This window comes from Ancylomarina subtilis, assembly GCF_004217115.1.
GTDB classification, from domain to species: Bacteria; Bacteroidota; Bacteroidia; order Bacteroidales; family Marinifilaceae; genus Ancylomarina; species Ancylomarina subtilis.
In genome coordinates, this window is record NZ_SHKN01000001.1 from 1,852,596 (window position 1) to 1,870,215 (window position 17,620).

Annotated in this window: 10 protein-coding genes; 7 read left to right on the forward strand and 3 right to left on the reverse strand. The window is 37.1% G+C overall.

Annotated elements, in window-relative coordinates; genetic code table 11:
* The first annotated feature begins 186 nt into the window (after nucleotides 1-186).
* The 3 genes from gcvP (at nucleotide 187) to pnp (ending at nucleotide 5,790) form a co-directional block, all read left to right on the forward strand.
* Nucleotides 187-3,078 carry an aminomethyl-transferring glycine dehydrogenase gene (gene gcvP / locus EV201_RS07555; protein WP_130306990.1) on the forward strand — a complete coding sequence of 964 codons (2,892 nt, stop codon included), beginning with the start codon at nucleotides 187-189 and terminating at the stop codon, nucleotides 3,076-3,078.
* Between the two features lie 210 nt (nucleotides 3,079-3,288).
* Entirely contained in the window at nucleotides 3,289-3,558 is a 270-nt protein-coding gene (gene rpsO, locus EV201_RS07560; RefSeq protein WP_130306991.1) for a 30S ribosomal protein S15, read from the forward strand.
* Nucleotides 3,559-3,663: 105 nt separating this feature from the next.
* The gene (pnp, locus tag EV201_RS07565; protein WP_130306992.1) at nucleotides 3,664-5,790 is read left to right on the forward strand and encodes a polyribonucleotide nucleotidyltransferase; all 2,127 of its coding nucleotides are present in this window, start codon (nucleotides 3,664-3,666) and stop codon (nucleotides 5,788-5,790) included.
* A 95-nt stretch (nucleotides 5,791-5,885) separates the two neighbouring features.
* On the opposite strand, the gene EV201_RS07570 is transcribed toward pnp, so the two are convergent.
* Complete coding sequence (locus EV201_RS07570) at nucleotides 5,886-7,826, reverse strand: ABC-F family ATP-binding cassette domain-containing protein (RefSeq protein WP_130306993.1); 1,941 nt, start codon at nucleotides 7,824-7,826, stop codon at nucleotides 5,886-5,888.
* Between the two features lie 155 nt (nucleotides 7,827-7,981).
* Here EV201_RS07570 and rlmD point away from each other — a divergent pair, with 155 nt between their 5' ends.
* Nucleotides 7,982-9,391 (forward strand): 23S rRNA (uracil(1939)-C(5))-methyltransferase RlmD, encoded by a 1,410-nt coding sequence (rlmD, locus tag EV201_RS07575; protein ID WP_130306994.1) that lies wholly within the window; start codon nucleotides 7,982-7,984, stop codon nucleotides 9,389-9,391.
* A 41-nt stretch (nucleotides 9,392-9,432) separates the two neighbouring features.
* Here rlmD and EV201_RS07580 read toward each other — a convergent pair whose 3' ends face one another.
* Nucleotides 9,433-11,886: a sensor histidine kinase gene (locus EV201_RS07580; RefSeq protein WP_130306995.1), complete on the reverse strand. Its 2,454-nt coding sequence runs from the start codon at nucleotides 11,884-11,886 to the stop codon at nucleotides 9,433-9,435.
* A gap of 213 nt (nucleotides 11,887-12,099) precedes the next feature.
* Here EV201_RS07580 and EV201_RS07585 point away from each other — a divergent pair, with 213 nt between their 5' ends.
* The 3 genes from EV201_RS07585 (at nucleotide 12,100) to EV201_RS07595 (ending at nucleotide 16,453) form a co-directional block, all read left to right on the forward strand.
* Complete coding sequence (locus EV201_RS07585) at nucleotides 12,100-14,685, forward strand: S9 family peptidase (RefSeq protein ID WP_130306996.1); 2,586 nt, start codon at nucleotides 12,100-12,102, stop codon at nucleotides 14,683-14,685.
* Nucleotides 14,686-14,854: 169 nt separating this feature from the next.
* Nucleotides 14,855-15,625, forward strand: coding sequence for a peroxide stress protein YaaA (gene yaaA / locus EV201_RS07590; protein WP_130306997.1), 771 nt, complete (start codon nucleotides 14,855-14,857; stop codon nucleotides 15,623-15,625).
* 117 nt (nucleotides 15,626-15,742) lie between these two features.
* Nucleotides 15,743-16,453: a hypothetical protein gene (locus tag EV201_RS07595; protein ID WP_130306998.1), complete on the forward strand. Its 711-nt coding sequence runs from the start codon at nucleotides 15,743-15,745 to the stop codon at nucleotides 16,451-16,453.
* A 60-nt stretch (nucleotides 16,454-16,513) separates the two neighbouring features.
* On the opposite strand, the gene EV201_RS07600 is transcribed toward EV201_RS07595, so the two are convergent.
* Nucleotides 16,514-17,503, reverse strand: coding sequence for a PorP/SprF family type IX secretion system membrane protein (locus EV201_RS07600; RefSeq protein ID WP_130306999.1), 990 nt, complete (start codon nucleotides 17,501-17,503; stop codon nucleotides 16,514-16,516).
* Nucleotides 17,504-17,620 lie beyond the last annotated feature (117 nt).

Sequence of the window (17,620 nt, forward strand, 5' to 3'; positions counted from 1 at the left end):
ATCAGGAATCATCAAATAAATATTAACAAACATTATACTAATCTTCTTATTATCAGCCCGGAGAAATGTTGAAAAACAGAAAAGTTATTTCTAATTTGCAAACAATGTAATCCTAAATCTTTTGCTACATTTACGCTCGCAAATTAAGGTGAATCTTTTACACAAACACTAAATTTTTACAAGAATATGGCAACCGAAAAATTTGTTTCCCGTCACATTGGACCTCGCAATGGCGATATTAAAACAATGTTGGAAACTGTTGGCGCATCTTCACTTGATGCCCTAATTGAAGAAACAATTCCTTCTGATATTCGTTTGACTGAAGCACTAGATCTTCCTGAAGCTCTAACAGAAAATGAATACCTAGCGAAAATAAAAGGTATTGCTGCTAAAAATAAATTATTCAGAACCTTCATTGGTCAAGGATATTACGACACAATCACTCCTCCTGTTGTTCTTCGCAACGTATTGGAAAATCCAGGATGGTATACCCCTTACACTCCTTACCAGGCTGAGGTTTCTCAAGGTAGATTGGAAGCTCTACTAAACTTCCAAACTGTGGTATTGGATCTTACCAAAATGGAATTGGCAAACAGTTCTCTTCTTGATGAAGCGACTGCTGTTGGTGAAACTATGTACATGATGCATAGCCTACGCTCCAGAGCAAAGAAAAAAGCAGGAGCAAACACCCTTTTTGTTGACGAAAATATTTTTGCTCAAACCTTAGACGTACTTGTTACACGTTCAAAACCTCTTGGAATTGAACTTGTGGTAGGCGATTACAAGACATTTGAATTTACTGATGCTGTATTCGGCGCAATCATTCAATACCCTGCTGCCAATGGTAGTATTGAAGACTACACAGAATTCGTTGAAAGAGCACACGGAACTGATGCATTGGTTGCTGTAGCAGCTGATCTAATGAGTTTAGCATTGCTTACTGCTCCAGGTGAGTGGGGAGCTGATATTGTTGTCGGTTCTTCTCAACGTTTTGGTATCCCTATGGGATATGGTGGACCTCACGCAGCTTTCTTAGCTTGTCGTGAAGCCTACAAGCGTAACGTTCCTGGTCGTATCATTGGTGTAACCAAAGATGCTCAGGGAAATCAGGCTCTTCGTATGGCTCTTCAAACTCGCGAGCAGCATATTAAGCGTGAAAAAGCGACTTCGAACATTTGTACTGCACAAGCCCTATTGGCTACTATGGCTAGTTTCTATGCCGTTTATCACGGACAAAAAGGAATCAAGCGTATTGCAACACATATTCACGCTGCTGCAGGTTTCCTTTCAGAAGGATTAAAAGCATTAGGTTACACTCAAAATATCAAAAACTATTTCGATACACTTGAAGTTGTATTACCTGCTGGCGTTTCAATGGAAGCGATCCGTACTGCGGCTCTTGAACAAGAATTCAACTTCCGTTATATCAACGAAACAACGATTGGTATTTCTACCGATGAGAAAATTAGCGATGCTGAATTAAATGCGATTCTAAATATTTTCGCAAAAGCTGCCAACAAAGCAGAAGTGGCTGAAACAGCAATGGAAGATAAGCTATATTTCGATTCGAAATTTGCACGTACCAGCGAATACCTAACTTTGGATGTATTCAATCGCTACCATTCAGAAACAGCAATGATGCGTTACATCAAAAACCTTGAGAAAAAAGATATCGGATTGAATACTTCGATGATCTCTTTAGGTTCTTGTACCATGAAATTGAATGCTGCTGCTGAAATGTTACCAATCAGCTGGCCGGAATTTGGTGGACTTCACCCATTCATTCCAACAAATCAAGCTGAAGGTTATACTCAAATCATCACAGAACTTGAGCAGTGGTTATCTACAATTACTGGTTTTGCAGGCTGCACTCTACAACCTAATTCAGGTGCTGCAGGTGAATATACAGGTCTGATGGTTATTCGTGAATACCATATTTCACGTGGCGAAGGTCACAGAAATGTCGTATTAATTCCAGCGTCTGCACACGGAACAAACCCTGCGTCAGTTACAATGGCAGGTATGAAAGTTGTAGTTGTTGCTTGTGACGAAAAAGGTAATGTTCAATTCGAAGACCTTAAAGCTAAAGCTGAGAAACACAAGGATGATTTATGTGCATACATGATTACCTATCCTTCGACTCACGGTGTATTCGAAACCGGTATCAAAGAAATGATGAATTTGATCCACGAAAATGGTGGACAAGTTTATATGGATGGTGCCAATATGAATGCTCAGGTTGGATTAACAAATCCAGGTACAATTGGAGCTGACGTTTGTCACTTGAATCTACATAAAACATTTGCTATTCCTCACGGTGGTGGTGGTCCTGGAGTTGGTCCTATCGGTGTTGCGAAACACCTGGTTCAATTCTTACCTTCGCACAAACTTGTGAAAACAGGTGGTGAGAATGCAATTACTGCTGTTGCTGCTGCTCCTTTCGGATCGGCTAGTGTATTGCCAATTACATACGGTTATATTGCTATGTTAGGTACTGCAGGTCTTGAAGAAGTAACCAAAATGGCTATCTTAAATGCCAACTACCTTGCTTCATCATTCGAGAAACTTGGATTCAAGATTCTTTATAAAGGTGATAAAGGACGTGTTGGACACGAGATGATTTTCGACTGTAGAGAGTTTAATAAAACGGTTGGTATCACCGATGGTGACATTGCAAAACGTTTGATGGACTACGGTTTCCACGCACCAACTCTTTCTTTCCCGGTTCATGGAACACTGATGGTAGAACCTACCGAAAGTGAGCCTTTGGAAGAACTTGATCGTTTCGTTGAAGCATTGGCTAAGATCAATGAAGAAATGAAAGAGATTGAAGATGGTGTAGCTGATGCTCAGGATAACGTTCTTAAGCACGCTCCACATACACATATGGTATTAACAGCTGACGAGTGGAATCACTCATACTCTCGTAAGAAAGCGGCTTATCCACTAGAGTGGGTGGCTGACAATAAATTCTGGCCATCCGTATCGCGTGTAGACGATGCATATGGTGACAGAAACCTGATGTGTACTTGTGCACCTCTTGAAAACTATATCGATGAGCATGTTGAAGTAGAATAATTTCTATTCCAATACAATCAAATACCAAGAAGCCTCGAAGCGATATTTCGAGGCTTCTTTTTTTATTATAAAAAGGCTAAACGGTTCACTTTAGTGGAATGTTTAAGTTTCTCAACGAAAACAACAAAGCAAGCTTATTGATTTGTAAAAATAAATCCTTACTTTTGCCAAATTAATAGTTCAAACAAAAACAATTTAATTTTAAGTACTATGTATTTATCAGCAGAAAAAAAGCAAGAGCTTTTCGGAACATACGGAAAGTCTAATAAAGACACTGGGGCTGCAGAATCTCAGATCGCTTTATTTTCCTACCGTATCTCTCATTTAACTGAGCACCTTAAGAAAAATAGAAAAGATTACAGTACCCAACGTGCGCTGCAATTGCTAGTAGGTAAAAGAAGAAGCCTATTAGATTACTTAAAAGCAAAAGATATCGAAAGATACCGTGCTATCATTAAAGCTTTAAATATTCGTCGATAATATTTATAATATTGGCAATCCTGAGAAATCAGGATTGCTTTTTTATTTAAGCACGGCAACATTTCGCCTTATCCAAATTATAAGTTTGAATAAAACTACAGAAAGATGAACGTAATCGAAAAAACAATTGAATTAGGTGATGGAAGGTCCATCACAATTGAAACAGGTAAGTTAGCCAAACAAGCTGATGGAGCTGTTGTAGTAAAAATGGGTAAGACCATGTTGTTAGCTACCGTAGTATCTGCCAAAAGCGCAAAGCAAGATGTTGACTTTATGCCTTTGTCTGTTGACTACAAAGAAAAATTTAGTGCCCTAGGTCGTTTTCCTGGTGGATTTATGAAAAGAGAAGGTCGTCCTTCTGACTATGAGATTTTAGTATCCCGTCTTGTGGACCGTGCTCTACGTCCACTTTTCCCAGAAGATTATCACGCTGATACTTTTGTATCAATCAACCTAATCTCTGCGGATTCTGATATTTTACCAGACGCTCTTGCTGGTTTAGCTGCCTCTGCAGCTCTTGCAGTATCAGATATTCCATTTTTGGAACCTATCTCAGAAGTACGTGTAGGTCGTGTTGACGGTCAAATGATTATCAACCCAACTCGTACTGAATTAGAAGCTGCAGATCTAGATATGATCGTTGCTGCTACTATGGAAAATATTATGATGGTAGAAGGTGAGATGGATGAAGTTTCTGAGGCCGAAATGCTGGAAGCTATCAAATTCGCTCACGAAGCCATTAAGATTCAGTGTCAGGCTCAAATTGAGTTGACTGAAGCAGTTGGCAAAACTGTAAAAAGAGAATATTGTCACGAAGATAACGACGAAGAACTTCGTCAGTTAATCGTTGATAAGACATACGCTAAAGTATTAGCTGCAGCAAGATTACAAAACCCTAACAAGCACGAGAGATCAGATGCCTTTGCTGCTATTAAGGAAGAGTTTATTGCTGAATACTCAGAAGGAAAAGAAGATTCTGAAATCAACTTGGCATTAATTGGTCGTTACTACCACGATGTTGAGAAAGATGCTGTAAGAGAAATGGTATTGGAAGATCGTGTACGTCTTGACGGCCGTCAAACCGATCAAATTCGTCCAATCTGGTCAGAAATTGATTACCTTCCAGGTGCTCACGGATCTGCTGTATTTACTCGTGGAGAAACACAATCATTAACATCTGTTACTTTGGGAACTAAGTTAGATGAGAAGATTGTTGATGATGTATTGTACAGAGGAAAAGAGAAGTTTGTTCTTCACTACAATTTCCCTCCATTCTCAACAGGTGATGCACGTCCTTCACGTGGTATTAGCCGTAGAGAAGTAGGACATGGTAACCTAGCGTTCCGTGCTCTTAAAGGTATGATTCCTGAGGATTCTCCATATGCAATTCGTGTTGTTTCTGATATCCTTGAATCAAACGGTTCATCTTCAATGGCAACAGTATGTGCAGGTACATTAGCATTAATGGATGCAGGTATTCAAATTAAGAAGCCAGTAACAGGTATCGCAATGGGATTGATCTCAACTGAAGGAGCTAAAAAATATGCTGTTCTTTCGGATATCTTAGGTGATGAAGATCACTTGGGTGATATGGACTTTAAAGTAACAGGTACCAGAGATGGTATTACTGCGACTCAAATGGATATTAAAGTTGATGGACTTCCATACGAAGTATTGGCTCAAGCTTTGGATCAAGCTCGCGCAGGTCGTCTTCACATTTTAGATAAAATCAGCGAAACTATTGAAGCTCCTAGAGAAGATCTTAAACCTCACGCTCCTAGAATTGTATCACTATCTATTCCTAAGGATATGATTGGTGCAGTAATCGGACCAGGTGGAAAAATCATTCAAGAGATTCAGGAAACTTCAGGTGCTGTTATCGTTATCGAGGAAATTGACGGGAAAGGTATCGTTGATATCTCAGCTGACAACAAAGAAGCAATTGATATTGCATTAGGTCGTATCAAAGGTATTACCGCTGTTCCTGAAGTTGGAACGGTTTACAAAGGAAAAGTGAAATCGATAGTTGCCTTTGGTGCTTTCGTTGAAGTTCTTCCTGGTAAAGATGGTTTGCTTCACATTTCTGAAATAGAGCACCGTCGTCTGAATACAGTTGACGAAGTGTTGAAAGAAGGTGATATTATCGAAGTTAAACTAATCGGTATCGATCCTAAAACGGGTAAATTGAAACTTTCAAGAAAAGTTTTATTACCTAAAGAAGAGAAAAACTAGAACTAAACTCTAGTCTATTATATGAAAAAAGCTCGATTCACATCGAGCTTTTTTTATATCTAATTGCCAAAACTGACTATATATTCATCCTGAACTTATTCTCCTTTTTCAAGAATTAAAGCTTCCAGTTCTTCATTCCAGATCTCCCAATTGGTCATCTCATCTTCAAGATTCTTTTTAGCCTCATCGTAAGCCTTAAAAGTTTCCTGATCCTGATTCTTAGGATCGGTTAAAAGAGCCTCAATTTCTTCAATTTTTTCTTCGTATTCAGCAATCATCTCCTCGCACTTAGCCACAGTTCGTTCAAGCTTTGAAATTTGCTTGCTCATTTCTTTACGCTCAAGATAATTCATCTTATTTTCAGATGGAGCAATCTCTACTTTCTCTTCGCGAGCAGCCTGTTGTTTTCTGTCAAGCTCTCTCATGCTATCCATTTTCTTATTCTGAAGAAAAGAGTAAATACCGCCCAAATGCTCTTTTATGGTTTGATTAGCAAACTCATACACCTTTGACGATAGGCCATCAAGGAATTCTCTATCGTGAGAAACAACGATCACAGTTCCATCGAATTTCAACAACGCTTCCTTTAGCACATCCTTCGATTTCATGTCAAGATGATTCGTAGGCTCATCGAGAACAAGTAAATTAACGGGTTCAAGCAGCAGACGAATCATAGCCAAACGCGAACGCTCTCCTCCTGACAAAACCTTTACTTTTTTATCAATATCTTCTCCTCCAAACATGAAAGCGCCAAGAATATCACGAATCTTGGTTCTCACATCTCCAACCGCAACATCATCAATAGTATCGAAAACCGTTTTCTCACCATCAAGTAACATGGCTTGATTTTGGGCAAAATAACCGATCTTAACATTGTGCCCAATTTTACAAACACCCGTATGATCAAGCTCACCCATCAATACTTTTACTAAAGTCGACTTCCCTTCACCATTCTTACCAACAAAAGCCAATTTTTCCCCACGCTCAATTACAAATTCAAGATCCTTTAAAACCAAATGATCACCATAGGCTTTACTTAAATCTTTAACCTCGCAAACCAAATCACCAGAACGGGGTGCCGGAGGAAATTTTAAGTTCAACTTTGAATTATCAACCTCATCAATCTCAATACGATCAATCTTTTCAAGCTGTTTAATACGAGACTGAACCTGAACCGATTTTGTTGCTTTATAACGAAAACGCTCAATAAAATCCTCTGTATCCTTAATCATCTTCTGCTGATTGATATAGGCTTTCATCTGCTGTTCGCGACGCTCGGCATGTAAGGCAACATATTGAGAATAGGACACTTTATAATCGTATATTTTCCCAACAGAAATCTCTACCGTACGATTGGTAATATTATCAAGAAAAGCTCTATCGTGAGAGACTAAAACCACAGCTCCGGGATAAGTCTTCAGGAAATCTTCCAACCACTGAATGGATTCAATATCCAAATGATTCGTTGGCTCATCGAGAAGAAAAACATCAGGACGACGTAAAAGGATTTTAACCAGCTCGATACGCATACGCCAACCGCCACTAAACTCATTGGTTTGACGACTGAAATCACTACGCAAAAACCCAAGACCAAGAAGCGTTCGTTCCGCTTCAGCCTGAATATTCTCCCCTCCCATCATATGAAATCGATCATTCTTTTCAGTTAATCGATTAATCAACTTCATATAATCATCCGATTCGTAATCGGTACGCTCAGCAATTTCATTATTGATATTCGCAATTTCTTTTTCAAGCTCAATCACTTCCTCAAAGGCTGTTAGAGCTTCTTCTATCACAGTCCGTCCATCTTCATGCTTCATTTGCTGAGGCAAATAACCAACCTTAACCTCATTGGGAATACTAACCGTCCCTTTTGTGGCCTCTTGCTTTCCAGCAAAAATTTTCAAAAGAGTTGACTTACCTGCACCATTTTTCCCAACTAAACCAATACGGTCTCGGGAATTAACGATAAAAGTAACATCCTTAAAAAGTGTAAAACCACCAAATTCTACAATGAGATTATTTATTGATATCATAGACAATGAAATGTTTATATGTTTGGGCGACAAAGATAAAATAAATAGTACTCAAAGTTTATAAGTTGAAAGTACTTAAAAGACAAAAAGTCACTTTAAAATACTTTAGTCACTATTTTACTATCTTTGCAGCCAAATCTTAAAAGAAATACAAAGTGGGACGTAAAAGAAACAGAAAACCCTTACTGGAAAACATTGAAATTGTAAAGTTAGCAGCCGAAGGAAAGGCCATTGCTAAGGTTGATGAAAAAGTTGTGTTTGTAACCAACGTGATACCTGGTGATGTTGTGGATGTACAGGTGACAAAGAAACGTAAAAGTTATATGGAGGGTCATCCTGTTGTCTTTCACAAATATTCTGACTTAAGAGTGGATGCTTTTTGTGAACACTTTGGTGTTTGCGGGGGATGTAAATGGCAAAACTTACCTTACGAGGAACAATTGAATTTCAAACAACAAGAAGTTCTTGATAACCTGAGTCGAATTGGGAAAATTGACTTACCCGAGGCAAACCCTATTTTGCCTTCTGCCAAGACTGAATTCTACCGCAACAAACTGGAGTTCACATTCTCAAATAAGCGCTACCTAACCTTTGATGAGATCAACAGCGATGCAGATATTGCACGAACTCCTGCATTAGGTTTTCACGTGCCTCGTCTGTTTGACAAGGTTGTTGATATCAACAAATGTCATCTTCAGGCAGAGCCTTCGAATGCGATTCGTTTAGCTATAAAAGAATATGCTTTCGCGAATGATTTGAGGTTCTTCGATATTCGTGCTCAGGAGGGATTTCTCCGTACGCTTGTTATTCGTACATCAACAACAGGTGACATCATGGTTATCGTTGTCTTCTATCACGAAGATGTTGAAAAACGTGAAGGTCTTATGGCTCACCTGGCTGAAAAATTCCCGGAAATTAGCTCACTAATGTATATCATTAACGAAAAAGCCAACGATTCGATTACCGATCAGGAGGTTATTTTATACAAAGGTGAAGATCATATTTTCGAACAAATGGAGGATTTGAGATTCAAAATTGGTCCCAAGTCATTCTACCAAACCAATTCAGAACAAGCCTACGAGTTGTATAGCAAAACCAGAGAGTTTGCAAACATCCAAAAAGACGAAATTGTATATGATTTATATACAGGTACCGGAACCATTGCCAACTTTGTGGCTCGTCAAGCTAAAAAGGTTATTGGTATTGAATATGTACCTGAGGCCATTGAAGATGCCAAACTGAATTCAGAAATTAACGGCATTGACAACACTGTTTTCTTCGCTGGCGATATGAAAAATGTACTGAATGTCGATTTTATTGCAGAACATGGTCATCCGGATATGATGATTGTAGATCCTCCAAGAGCGGGTATGCATGCTGATGTTGTTGAAACCATATTACAAGCTGCACCTAATCGAATTGTATATGTTAGTTGTAATTCTGCAACTCAGGCACGCGATTTACAGATGATGGATCATGCTTATAAAGTTACAAAAGTTCAAGCGGTAGATATGTTCCCTCATACACATCATGTGGAGAATATTGTACTGATGGAAAAACGATAAACATTGAAAAGCCGAAACATTAACGTTTCGGCTTTTTTATTTTAGTTCAAATTTTCATCCTCATCTTTGTCGATATAGGGTATCGTGAATATAAACTTAGCTCCTTTTCCAACTTCCGATTCAATCCAGATCTCTCCCCCTAACAAAGTCACAATTTCTTTAGAAAGCGCTAAGCCCAACCCGGTTCCACCAAATACTCTTGTCGAATAATTGTCGACCTGACTAAAGCGCTCAAACACTTTAGTGTGATTATCAGCAGCGATTCCAATACCTGTATCCTCTACAGAAAAAATTAACATCTTATTTTTACATTCCGCCGCCAGTACAATGCTGCCTTTTTCGGTAAATTTTATCGCATTACAAATCAAAATATCAAAGACTTGACGAATACGTTTTTTATCACTACTTACAATGGTTTCGCAATCGCAAACCAAATGCAAGTTAAGGTTCTTATTTGCTATATCCCTTTCATAATAGTTAACGATTTCATTTAATAAATCGTTAACTCTAAAACTGGAATATTTGACACTCATATTCCCGGCCTCAATCATCGACAGCTTTAGGATTCCATCCATCATCGTCAACAATTGATTACCTGAAGATTCTACAAAAGCACCATACTCTTTTCGCTCTTCATCCGAAATATCATCTGCTAACATGAGATTTGTAAACCCCATTATGCCATTTAGGGGTGTTCGCAGTTCATGACTTAAATTTGCCAAAAATAAACTCTTAAGCTGATCACTTTCCTCAGCTTTCAATTTCGATTGCAATAACTGGTTCTCCAGACGTCTTCTCTCGGTAATATCCTCCCCCATCTTGATAAAATTGACGATTTCATTTTTATCATTTTTTATAGAAGCTATCGTTGCTGATTCCCAATATAAACTGCCATTCTTTTTCTTATTATAAAATTCCCCACTCCACTTTTCTCCGGATAAAATCGTACGCCATAATTTTGAATACATTTCCTTTGAAAATTTTCCGGACTTAAAGATCCTTGGATTTTGTCCAATCAACTCATTAACGGAGTAACCGGTATATTCACAAAGCTTGGCATTACAATACGTTATCTTCCCATTAATATCCGTCATCATAATAGCGACAGGGCTTTGCTCTACAACCATCGATAATCGATTCACTTTCTCTAATGCCAAACATCTATCCGTCACATCATGAATAACCGAATGCAATAACGTTTTACCTTCCGAAACAAATGTTCCTGTATAAACCTCTACATCCCGAATCTCACCCGATGCCAAGCGATGCTTCAATTGAAAATGATTCTTCTTTTCTCTTACGGCCAAATCAATTTCACGTTGAAGCGCTTCTTTTGTCATGGTATTGATATCACTCATCTTCATCGTCAATAAAACCCTCTTAGGAAACCCATAAAATTTTACTGCTGAAGCATTAACATCAACAATACCACTATCTTTAGGATCCACAAGCATCATTACAGTATTGCTGTGGTTAAATAATGTCTTGTATTTCTGCTCACTATCTATCAACTTCTGTTTTATATTAACAGACTCCGTGATATCATGAAATGAGAACGCAAAGACATTCTCTTCGATTAAAAAAGCACTCACAGAAAAGTACTTTCTCAATGGGGAATAATAGGCTTCAAAATTGATTGCTTTCTTTTTCTTAAAAACCTGATCAAAATTTGAAATCCAAATCGCATCCGTTTCCGGAAAAACTTCTAAAAGAGTCCTTCCTATTATTTCATTTTTTTTATGTCCAATCAGTTCCTCATTTCTGGCATTCATATCCAGATATCTTGCATCACACAAAGTTCCATGCTCATCGAAAACAGGTTCGTAAACAACTAAACCCGAATTCATAGATGAAAAAAGAGCCTTATACTTACTATCCTCCTCCATCAAGTCAACATTCACTTCTGCAAAGTCCTTTCTTGAATTTTCATACTGTGTTTTTTGTTTATTTAACTCAAAATCCACTAGTATTCGTTCGGCCTTGTTCAGCATGGTAAACTGATCACGCTCTGCATTAGTAAGTTTATTCCTTGTGCCTTCATAGGAATAATAGGCAGCAATATCTAATTCTACAATGCCCTTAAGTTTGAAAAGAAATTCCTCAATCCGTTTCGTAAAATGATTTTCTTTGCTATCAAGGGCACAGATTGTACCAAAAACATCACCATTAGGATATTTTAAAGGAAATCCCAAGTAAGCAATCATTCCAAATTTAAGATCAGGATTATGATCCCAATTTTCATCAATAAGTGCATTGGAGACTAACAACTTCTTCTCACTTTTGACTACTGTTTCACAATAAAGTCCGGCCATTTCTTCGACATGTCCAACACGATAAGGGTTGTCAGGACCAATACATCTGGCAAAAACTTCCATTGAATCTTCATTAGCATGCATAATGAGCGTGACTGGCAAATCAAAAGTTAAACTGAGTAAGTCTAATAATTCTTGCCATTTAGTAAAAATCGATTGAGGAAAAAAATGATCGTCACCCATTGCTTTTCAATATGAAAATTTAGTATTAGGATTTATCAATATCACTAAGGTAGTAAAATAAACAATCATAATAAAATACGATGTAAATTTCGGTTCTGCATTTACAACAAAAAAGTTATAACTAAAAAACAGATAAAGTCTGCAGTAAGTCCTTTTATATAGCTACTTAAATTTGTAATATTGAAGTCTCAACCATGTCAATAAAATATACATATGAACAAATTCCTTTCAATTCTGACACTCATTGTCTTCTTTAACTTAAGTGTTAAAGCTGAGAAAAAAACAGACAAAAAAACAATTATCTTGAGAGATTGGTTACAGACTGAAGCTATTTCAATTAATCTTCCGGCTTTTAATAACAGTCCGAATATCAATGGGCAGCTCTTCCATTTAAAGGAGTTACTTCAGGAAAATTATCTTAATAAAGAGAAATTAAGACCATCGGCCAATGAGATTTTAACCTGGAACAATACAAATTTGAAATGGAACAAAGCCAAACTCTCAAAGAAAGGCTATTTGAATGCTGATGGTACAGCTAATAGTCTGTCCTATTTTGTATCCTACATTAGTGTAGAACAATGGGCAAAAGCCAAGTTAATTATCAATGCATTTCCAATGCTTGAGTTGTATTTGGACGGAAAAAAAATTGCCTCACACTACAATCAGGAAAGTGAAAAAGCGAAAGAAATTTCTTCCAATATCACATTAGAACCGGGTAAGCATTACATCCTAATTAAAGTCTTATCTGAAAACAAAAAAAACAGTTTCAATTTAAAACTGCAGGCAGAAAAAGCATGGTCAGTTAAAGACTTTACTTTTTCAACAAATCCGGAACACTTCATCACAATTAACAACGTGCTTGACGGGACTAAAGTATCTTCAAGCCAACTTTCGGCAAATGGACAGCTTGCCCTAATTTCTTATTCAAGAACCCTCCCTCCATCAGACAAAACTGAACATTGGAAAGAGATCATAGACATCAGGAATCACCATATTTTTCACTCATTCCGAGGAACAAATCTGGCTGGCATCAAATGGCTACCTAAGGGAAATCAAATTTCTTACACAAAGAATTATAACGACAAAACGTCCATTTTCATATATGATCTGGATAAGGGAACCGAAAAAGAGCTCACAAACAATATTGAAGATTTTGAGGATTACTCCTGGACACCTGATGCAAAAAACATCATCTACTCCCAAGCAAAAGATCACTCTAAAGAATGGAAGATCAGAAAAATTCAGGGTATGGAAGATCGTTTACCCGGATTTAGATATCGTAGTTTTCTGTTTAAACTAAACGTGAATAGTGGCGTAAAGCAAAGATTAACATTTGGAAATCTTTCTACTCAATTAAACGATATCAGCTCAGACAACCGACATATTCTTTTTTCACAATCGAGACCTGATTATAATGAATACCCATACAGCAAACAGAATCTTTATCAAATGGATATCGAAACCTTTAAGGTTGATACCATCTGGAAAGACAAACTATTTGGGGGGACGGCGCTCTATTCTCCTGATGAAACTGAAATTCTGGTACAAGGAGGTCCATCGTGCTTTGGGAAATTAGGTGAGAATATTGGAAAACAAAAGTTAGCCAACAATTACGATGGACAACTATATATTATGGACTTAAAAACAAGTCAGGTTAAGCCCATCACATATCATTTCAACCCTGCAGTCGGAGCCACAGTGTGGAATAAGAAAGACGGGCACATCTATTTTACAGCAAATGATAAAGATTACGTTCGCTTGTTTAAATATAACTTAAATGATCAATCGTTTACCAAACTAAACATCAGTAGTGATGTGGTTAAAAATTTTGATATTTCAAGCGATGGCTCAACGCTATCCTATATTGCCTGCAGCATATCAAGTCCATACAAAGCTTACACTTATGATTTTGCGAAAGCTGAATCAACAAAACTATCTGACCCTGAAAAGAAAAAATTTGAACAGGTTAAATTCGGGAAAACAGAAGATTGGAATTTCACTAAGGAAGATGGAAAAACAATTATGGGTCGTGTTTATTATCCGCCAAATTTCGACGCAAATAAAAAGTACCCAATGATCGTCAACTATTATGCCGGTACCGTTCCTGTTGAACGCAGTTTTGGTGGACGTTATCCTTTAAACTTATATGCTGCAATGGGCTATGTTGTTTATTTACTACAACCCAGTGGTGCAACGGGTTTCGGGCAAGAGTTTTCAGCAGAACACCAAAACAACTGGGGTATTACTACTGCCGATGAAATTATCGAAGGAACCAAACAATTCATTGCATCTCACCCATTTGTAAACGCAGATAAAATTGGATGTATTGGTGCATCATATGGTGGATTTATGACCATGTTGCTACAAACCAGAACAGATATCTTTGCCGCAGCAATTTCTCATGCAGGTATTAGTGATATTACTTCGTATTGGGGAGAAGGCTATTGGGGATATACCTACAGTGTTAATGCCACAGGACAATCATTCCCATGGAGTCACCGTAAAATATTTGTTGATCAAAGCCCCTTGTTTAGCGCTGATAAAGTAACAACACCTATGCTACTTATTCACGGTAGTGTAGATACCAATGTGCCTCTTGGAGAAAGTATTCAGATGTACCAGGCTCTTAAACTTTTAGGAAAAGAAGTTGATTTTGTGCAAGTTAAAAATCAAAATCATCATATTTTAAACTATACGCAACGTATTTTATGGAACAATACCATTTTTGCATACTTTGCGAAACATCTAAAAGATCAAAGAGAGTGGTGGAATGCTCTATATCCCGATCAGAACCTCTAAACGAAACCTCTACGCGTATATATTTAAGCAGATGCCAGTCATCTGCTTTTTTTTTTGCAAACCTGTCAACTTGCTTATAAACAAGAACAATATAGAGATCAAAAAACTCAATTAGTTTATATCTGTCAAATCACATATCTTAGATTCATTATATCAAAAAAAGCAACATATGTTAATCCTTATATCGCCAGCAAAATCTCTGGACTTTGAGACCAAGAGCACAAGTCAAAACTTTACAGAAGCTGCATTTCTTAAAGAATCTCAAGCCTTAATTAAACTTCTTAGAAGACTTTCTACAGATGAAATTGCTGATTTTATGGGTATCAGTCCAAAATTGGCTCAGTTAAACTTCGAACGTTTTTTGAATTGGCAATTGCCATTTGATATGGAAAATGCGAAACAGGCTATTCTCGCTTTTAAGGGCGATGTATACACAGGCCTTGATGCTGAGAGTTTAAGCGAAACTGAACTGCAAACAGCTCAAAAGGATTTAAGAATCCTATCCGGACTTTATGGTGTCTTAAAACCACTTGATTTGATACAAGCCTATCGTCTTGAAATGGGCAAAAAACTTCAAACAAGTAAAGGGATTAATTTATATGAGTTTTGGGGTGATAAAATCACCAATGAAATCAACAAAACACTGAGTGAAAAAGGAGATCAGTACCTGATAAATTTAGCTTCAAACGAATATTTTAAATCCGTTGACAAGAAAAAGCTTAAGGCCGAAATTATAACCCCCATCTTTAAAGACCTAAAAAACGGGCAATACAAGGTCATTAGCTTCTTTGCCAAAAAGGCACGTGGCCTGATGACTCGTTTTATAATTCAAAATCAGATTACCGATCCCGAACACCTGAAAGCATTCGATTCCGAAGGTTATATTTTTAATCCGAATCTTTCGAAAAATAATGAATTAGTCTTCACAAGAGAACAATAAAAAAAGACTTTGAGTTCTTGTTTTTTCTTTGATTTTTTCATAAGTTTAGAGGAGTACAAGTAACAACCTGTAACAATTGTTTTCAACGAATAAAGTACCACTAAATCCCTCTTATATATGACTGAATCGACTGAAATTAAATATGGAAGCCTTATAAAAGAAGAGGCTTTTGAGCTTATAGAAGGTGCTGTTCTTCCCAATACTTTGGTGCTGGAATCTAAAAATCCTTTCCCTGGATTTTATGAATATTACGACAATTTACAAAAGGATATCACACCTCATTACATCTATCTGGTAACAGATAAAAAATACGATCTGGAGCAATTTACCCGCGTCACTCAGAAGATTATGGCAGATACAAACAAAAAGTATCATGCTGCATTGGGAACAATTACAATTTTCAATACTGTTTATGATGTGATTAGAGTTCGACATATAGAACAATATGCTGATATTAAGGAACTGCAAGCCTATTACGTATCTTTAGGTATTAACTTTAAGGATAAACCTTCGAAATTCGATCATGAAAACGGAATTACCCGCTTAAATAAATTTTTCTCCTTAGAAAAAGTAGAGGATGATTATTATTTCGATAGTGTAGAGGCTAACCATGGTTACTTTAAAATACCCAAATACCTTTCCTGGAGCGAATTTGAGCAACTTACAAAGCAAGTGAAGTATAATATGGACCTGCTTCATTTTGATGCCTCAATTGGCTTTATTTACGACCATTTTAAAGCAATTGACATCATTCGTATTTATGCTGAAAATTTAAGCCTGGATATGCTTAAACAAATCAGGAAGAAATATCTTGTACGAATCAAATAAATTGATTCTTACATGAAATAATAAAGGAGCAAATTCAATTGAATTTGCTCCTTTATTATTTTAGAATTGAGGATATCTAACCCGATTGGGTCTACGCCTTCTTTTTCTCTTTTCAAAAGCAAGAGGAAATGAGAATGATAACTCATGGGCTCCTGTATTTGTTTGCACCAATTTAGTTATTGTATAATCAAAGCTATAAGCGAGTTTAAATCGATCCGTAACAATACCTGCCATCAGAATAACAGCATCGTAATTCAGCTGAAAATTTTGATTAAACCAGAATCCAAAAACCAAGGAACTCTTACTCACATACATCCCATAGTTCATCTGGGTAAACTCACCTTGTTTCTGAAACAACAGGGCGGGTGATAAAACCAAGCCATTTCCACGCGTTTGTCCTGATAAAGCAAATTCAGCTCCTGCATGAAAGGTGTATTTGGCATTCAACTGATCATCCTCAAAATCATCAAAACTAAGGTTAGGCTGATTCACATGACTAGCTGCGGCTCCGAAATAATAGTTCTTATAATAGGCCATTATACCCACAGAAAAGTCCATCCCATTCCAGCTTCTGTTACTGGGATCACCCGATGTGTTATGTGGAAAAACATCCCCGTAAATAGGTGAAATCTGGTCGGGAAATCTTAAATCTTTAAAATTTAACTTTTTCTGTATCACAGATGCTTGAATGGCTGGTCGAAAAACCAACTCATTATTGATCCTCAAAAAGAATGAATAAGCCCCCGAAAATGATGTTGTTGTAATGGCACCATCCCCTTGGTCATCTTGCATCACTAAAAAACCTAAACCACCATTCAACCCTGAGAAAAAATTATCATATGAAACACTATAAGAGACATATGGATAATCCAGATTGGGCCACTGATTTCGATAATTTAAACTCAAATTAGCATGATCTGAAGAACCAGCCAAGGCAGGATTCAGATATAATTTATTTGCATAGAACTGAGAGAAGCGAATATCCTGAGCACGACCTATTAAGCTTATTCCAAAAACAAAGAAGATAATAGAAAGTATAAGCTTATTCATGTATTTATTAAATTATTTTGTGCTATCCTATTTGAATGATCAACGTTTACTGACCACAAAAAGAACAATTATTTCCTTTATATCTTTATAAATTAAATCAATTCTTTCTTACTGAAA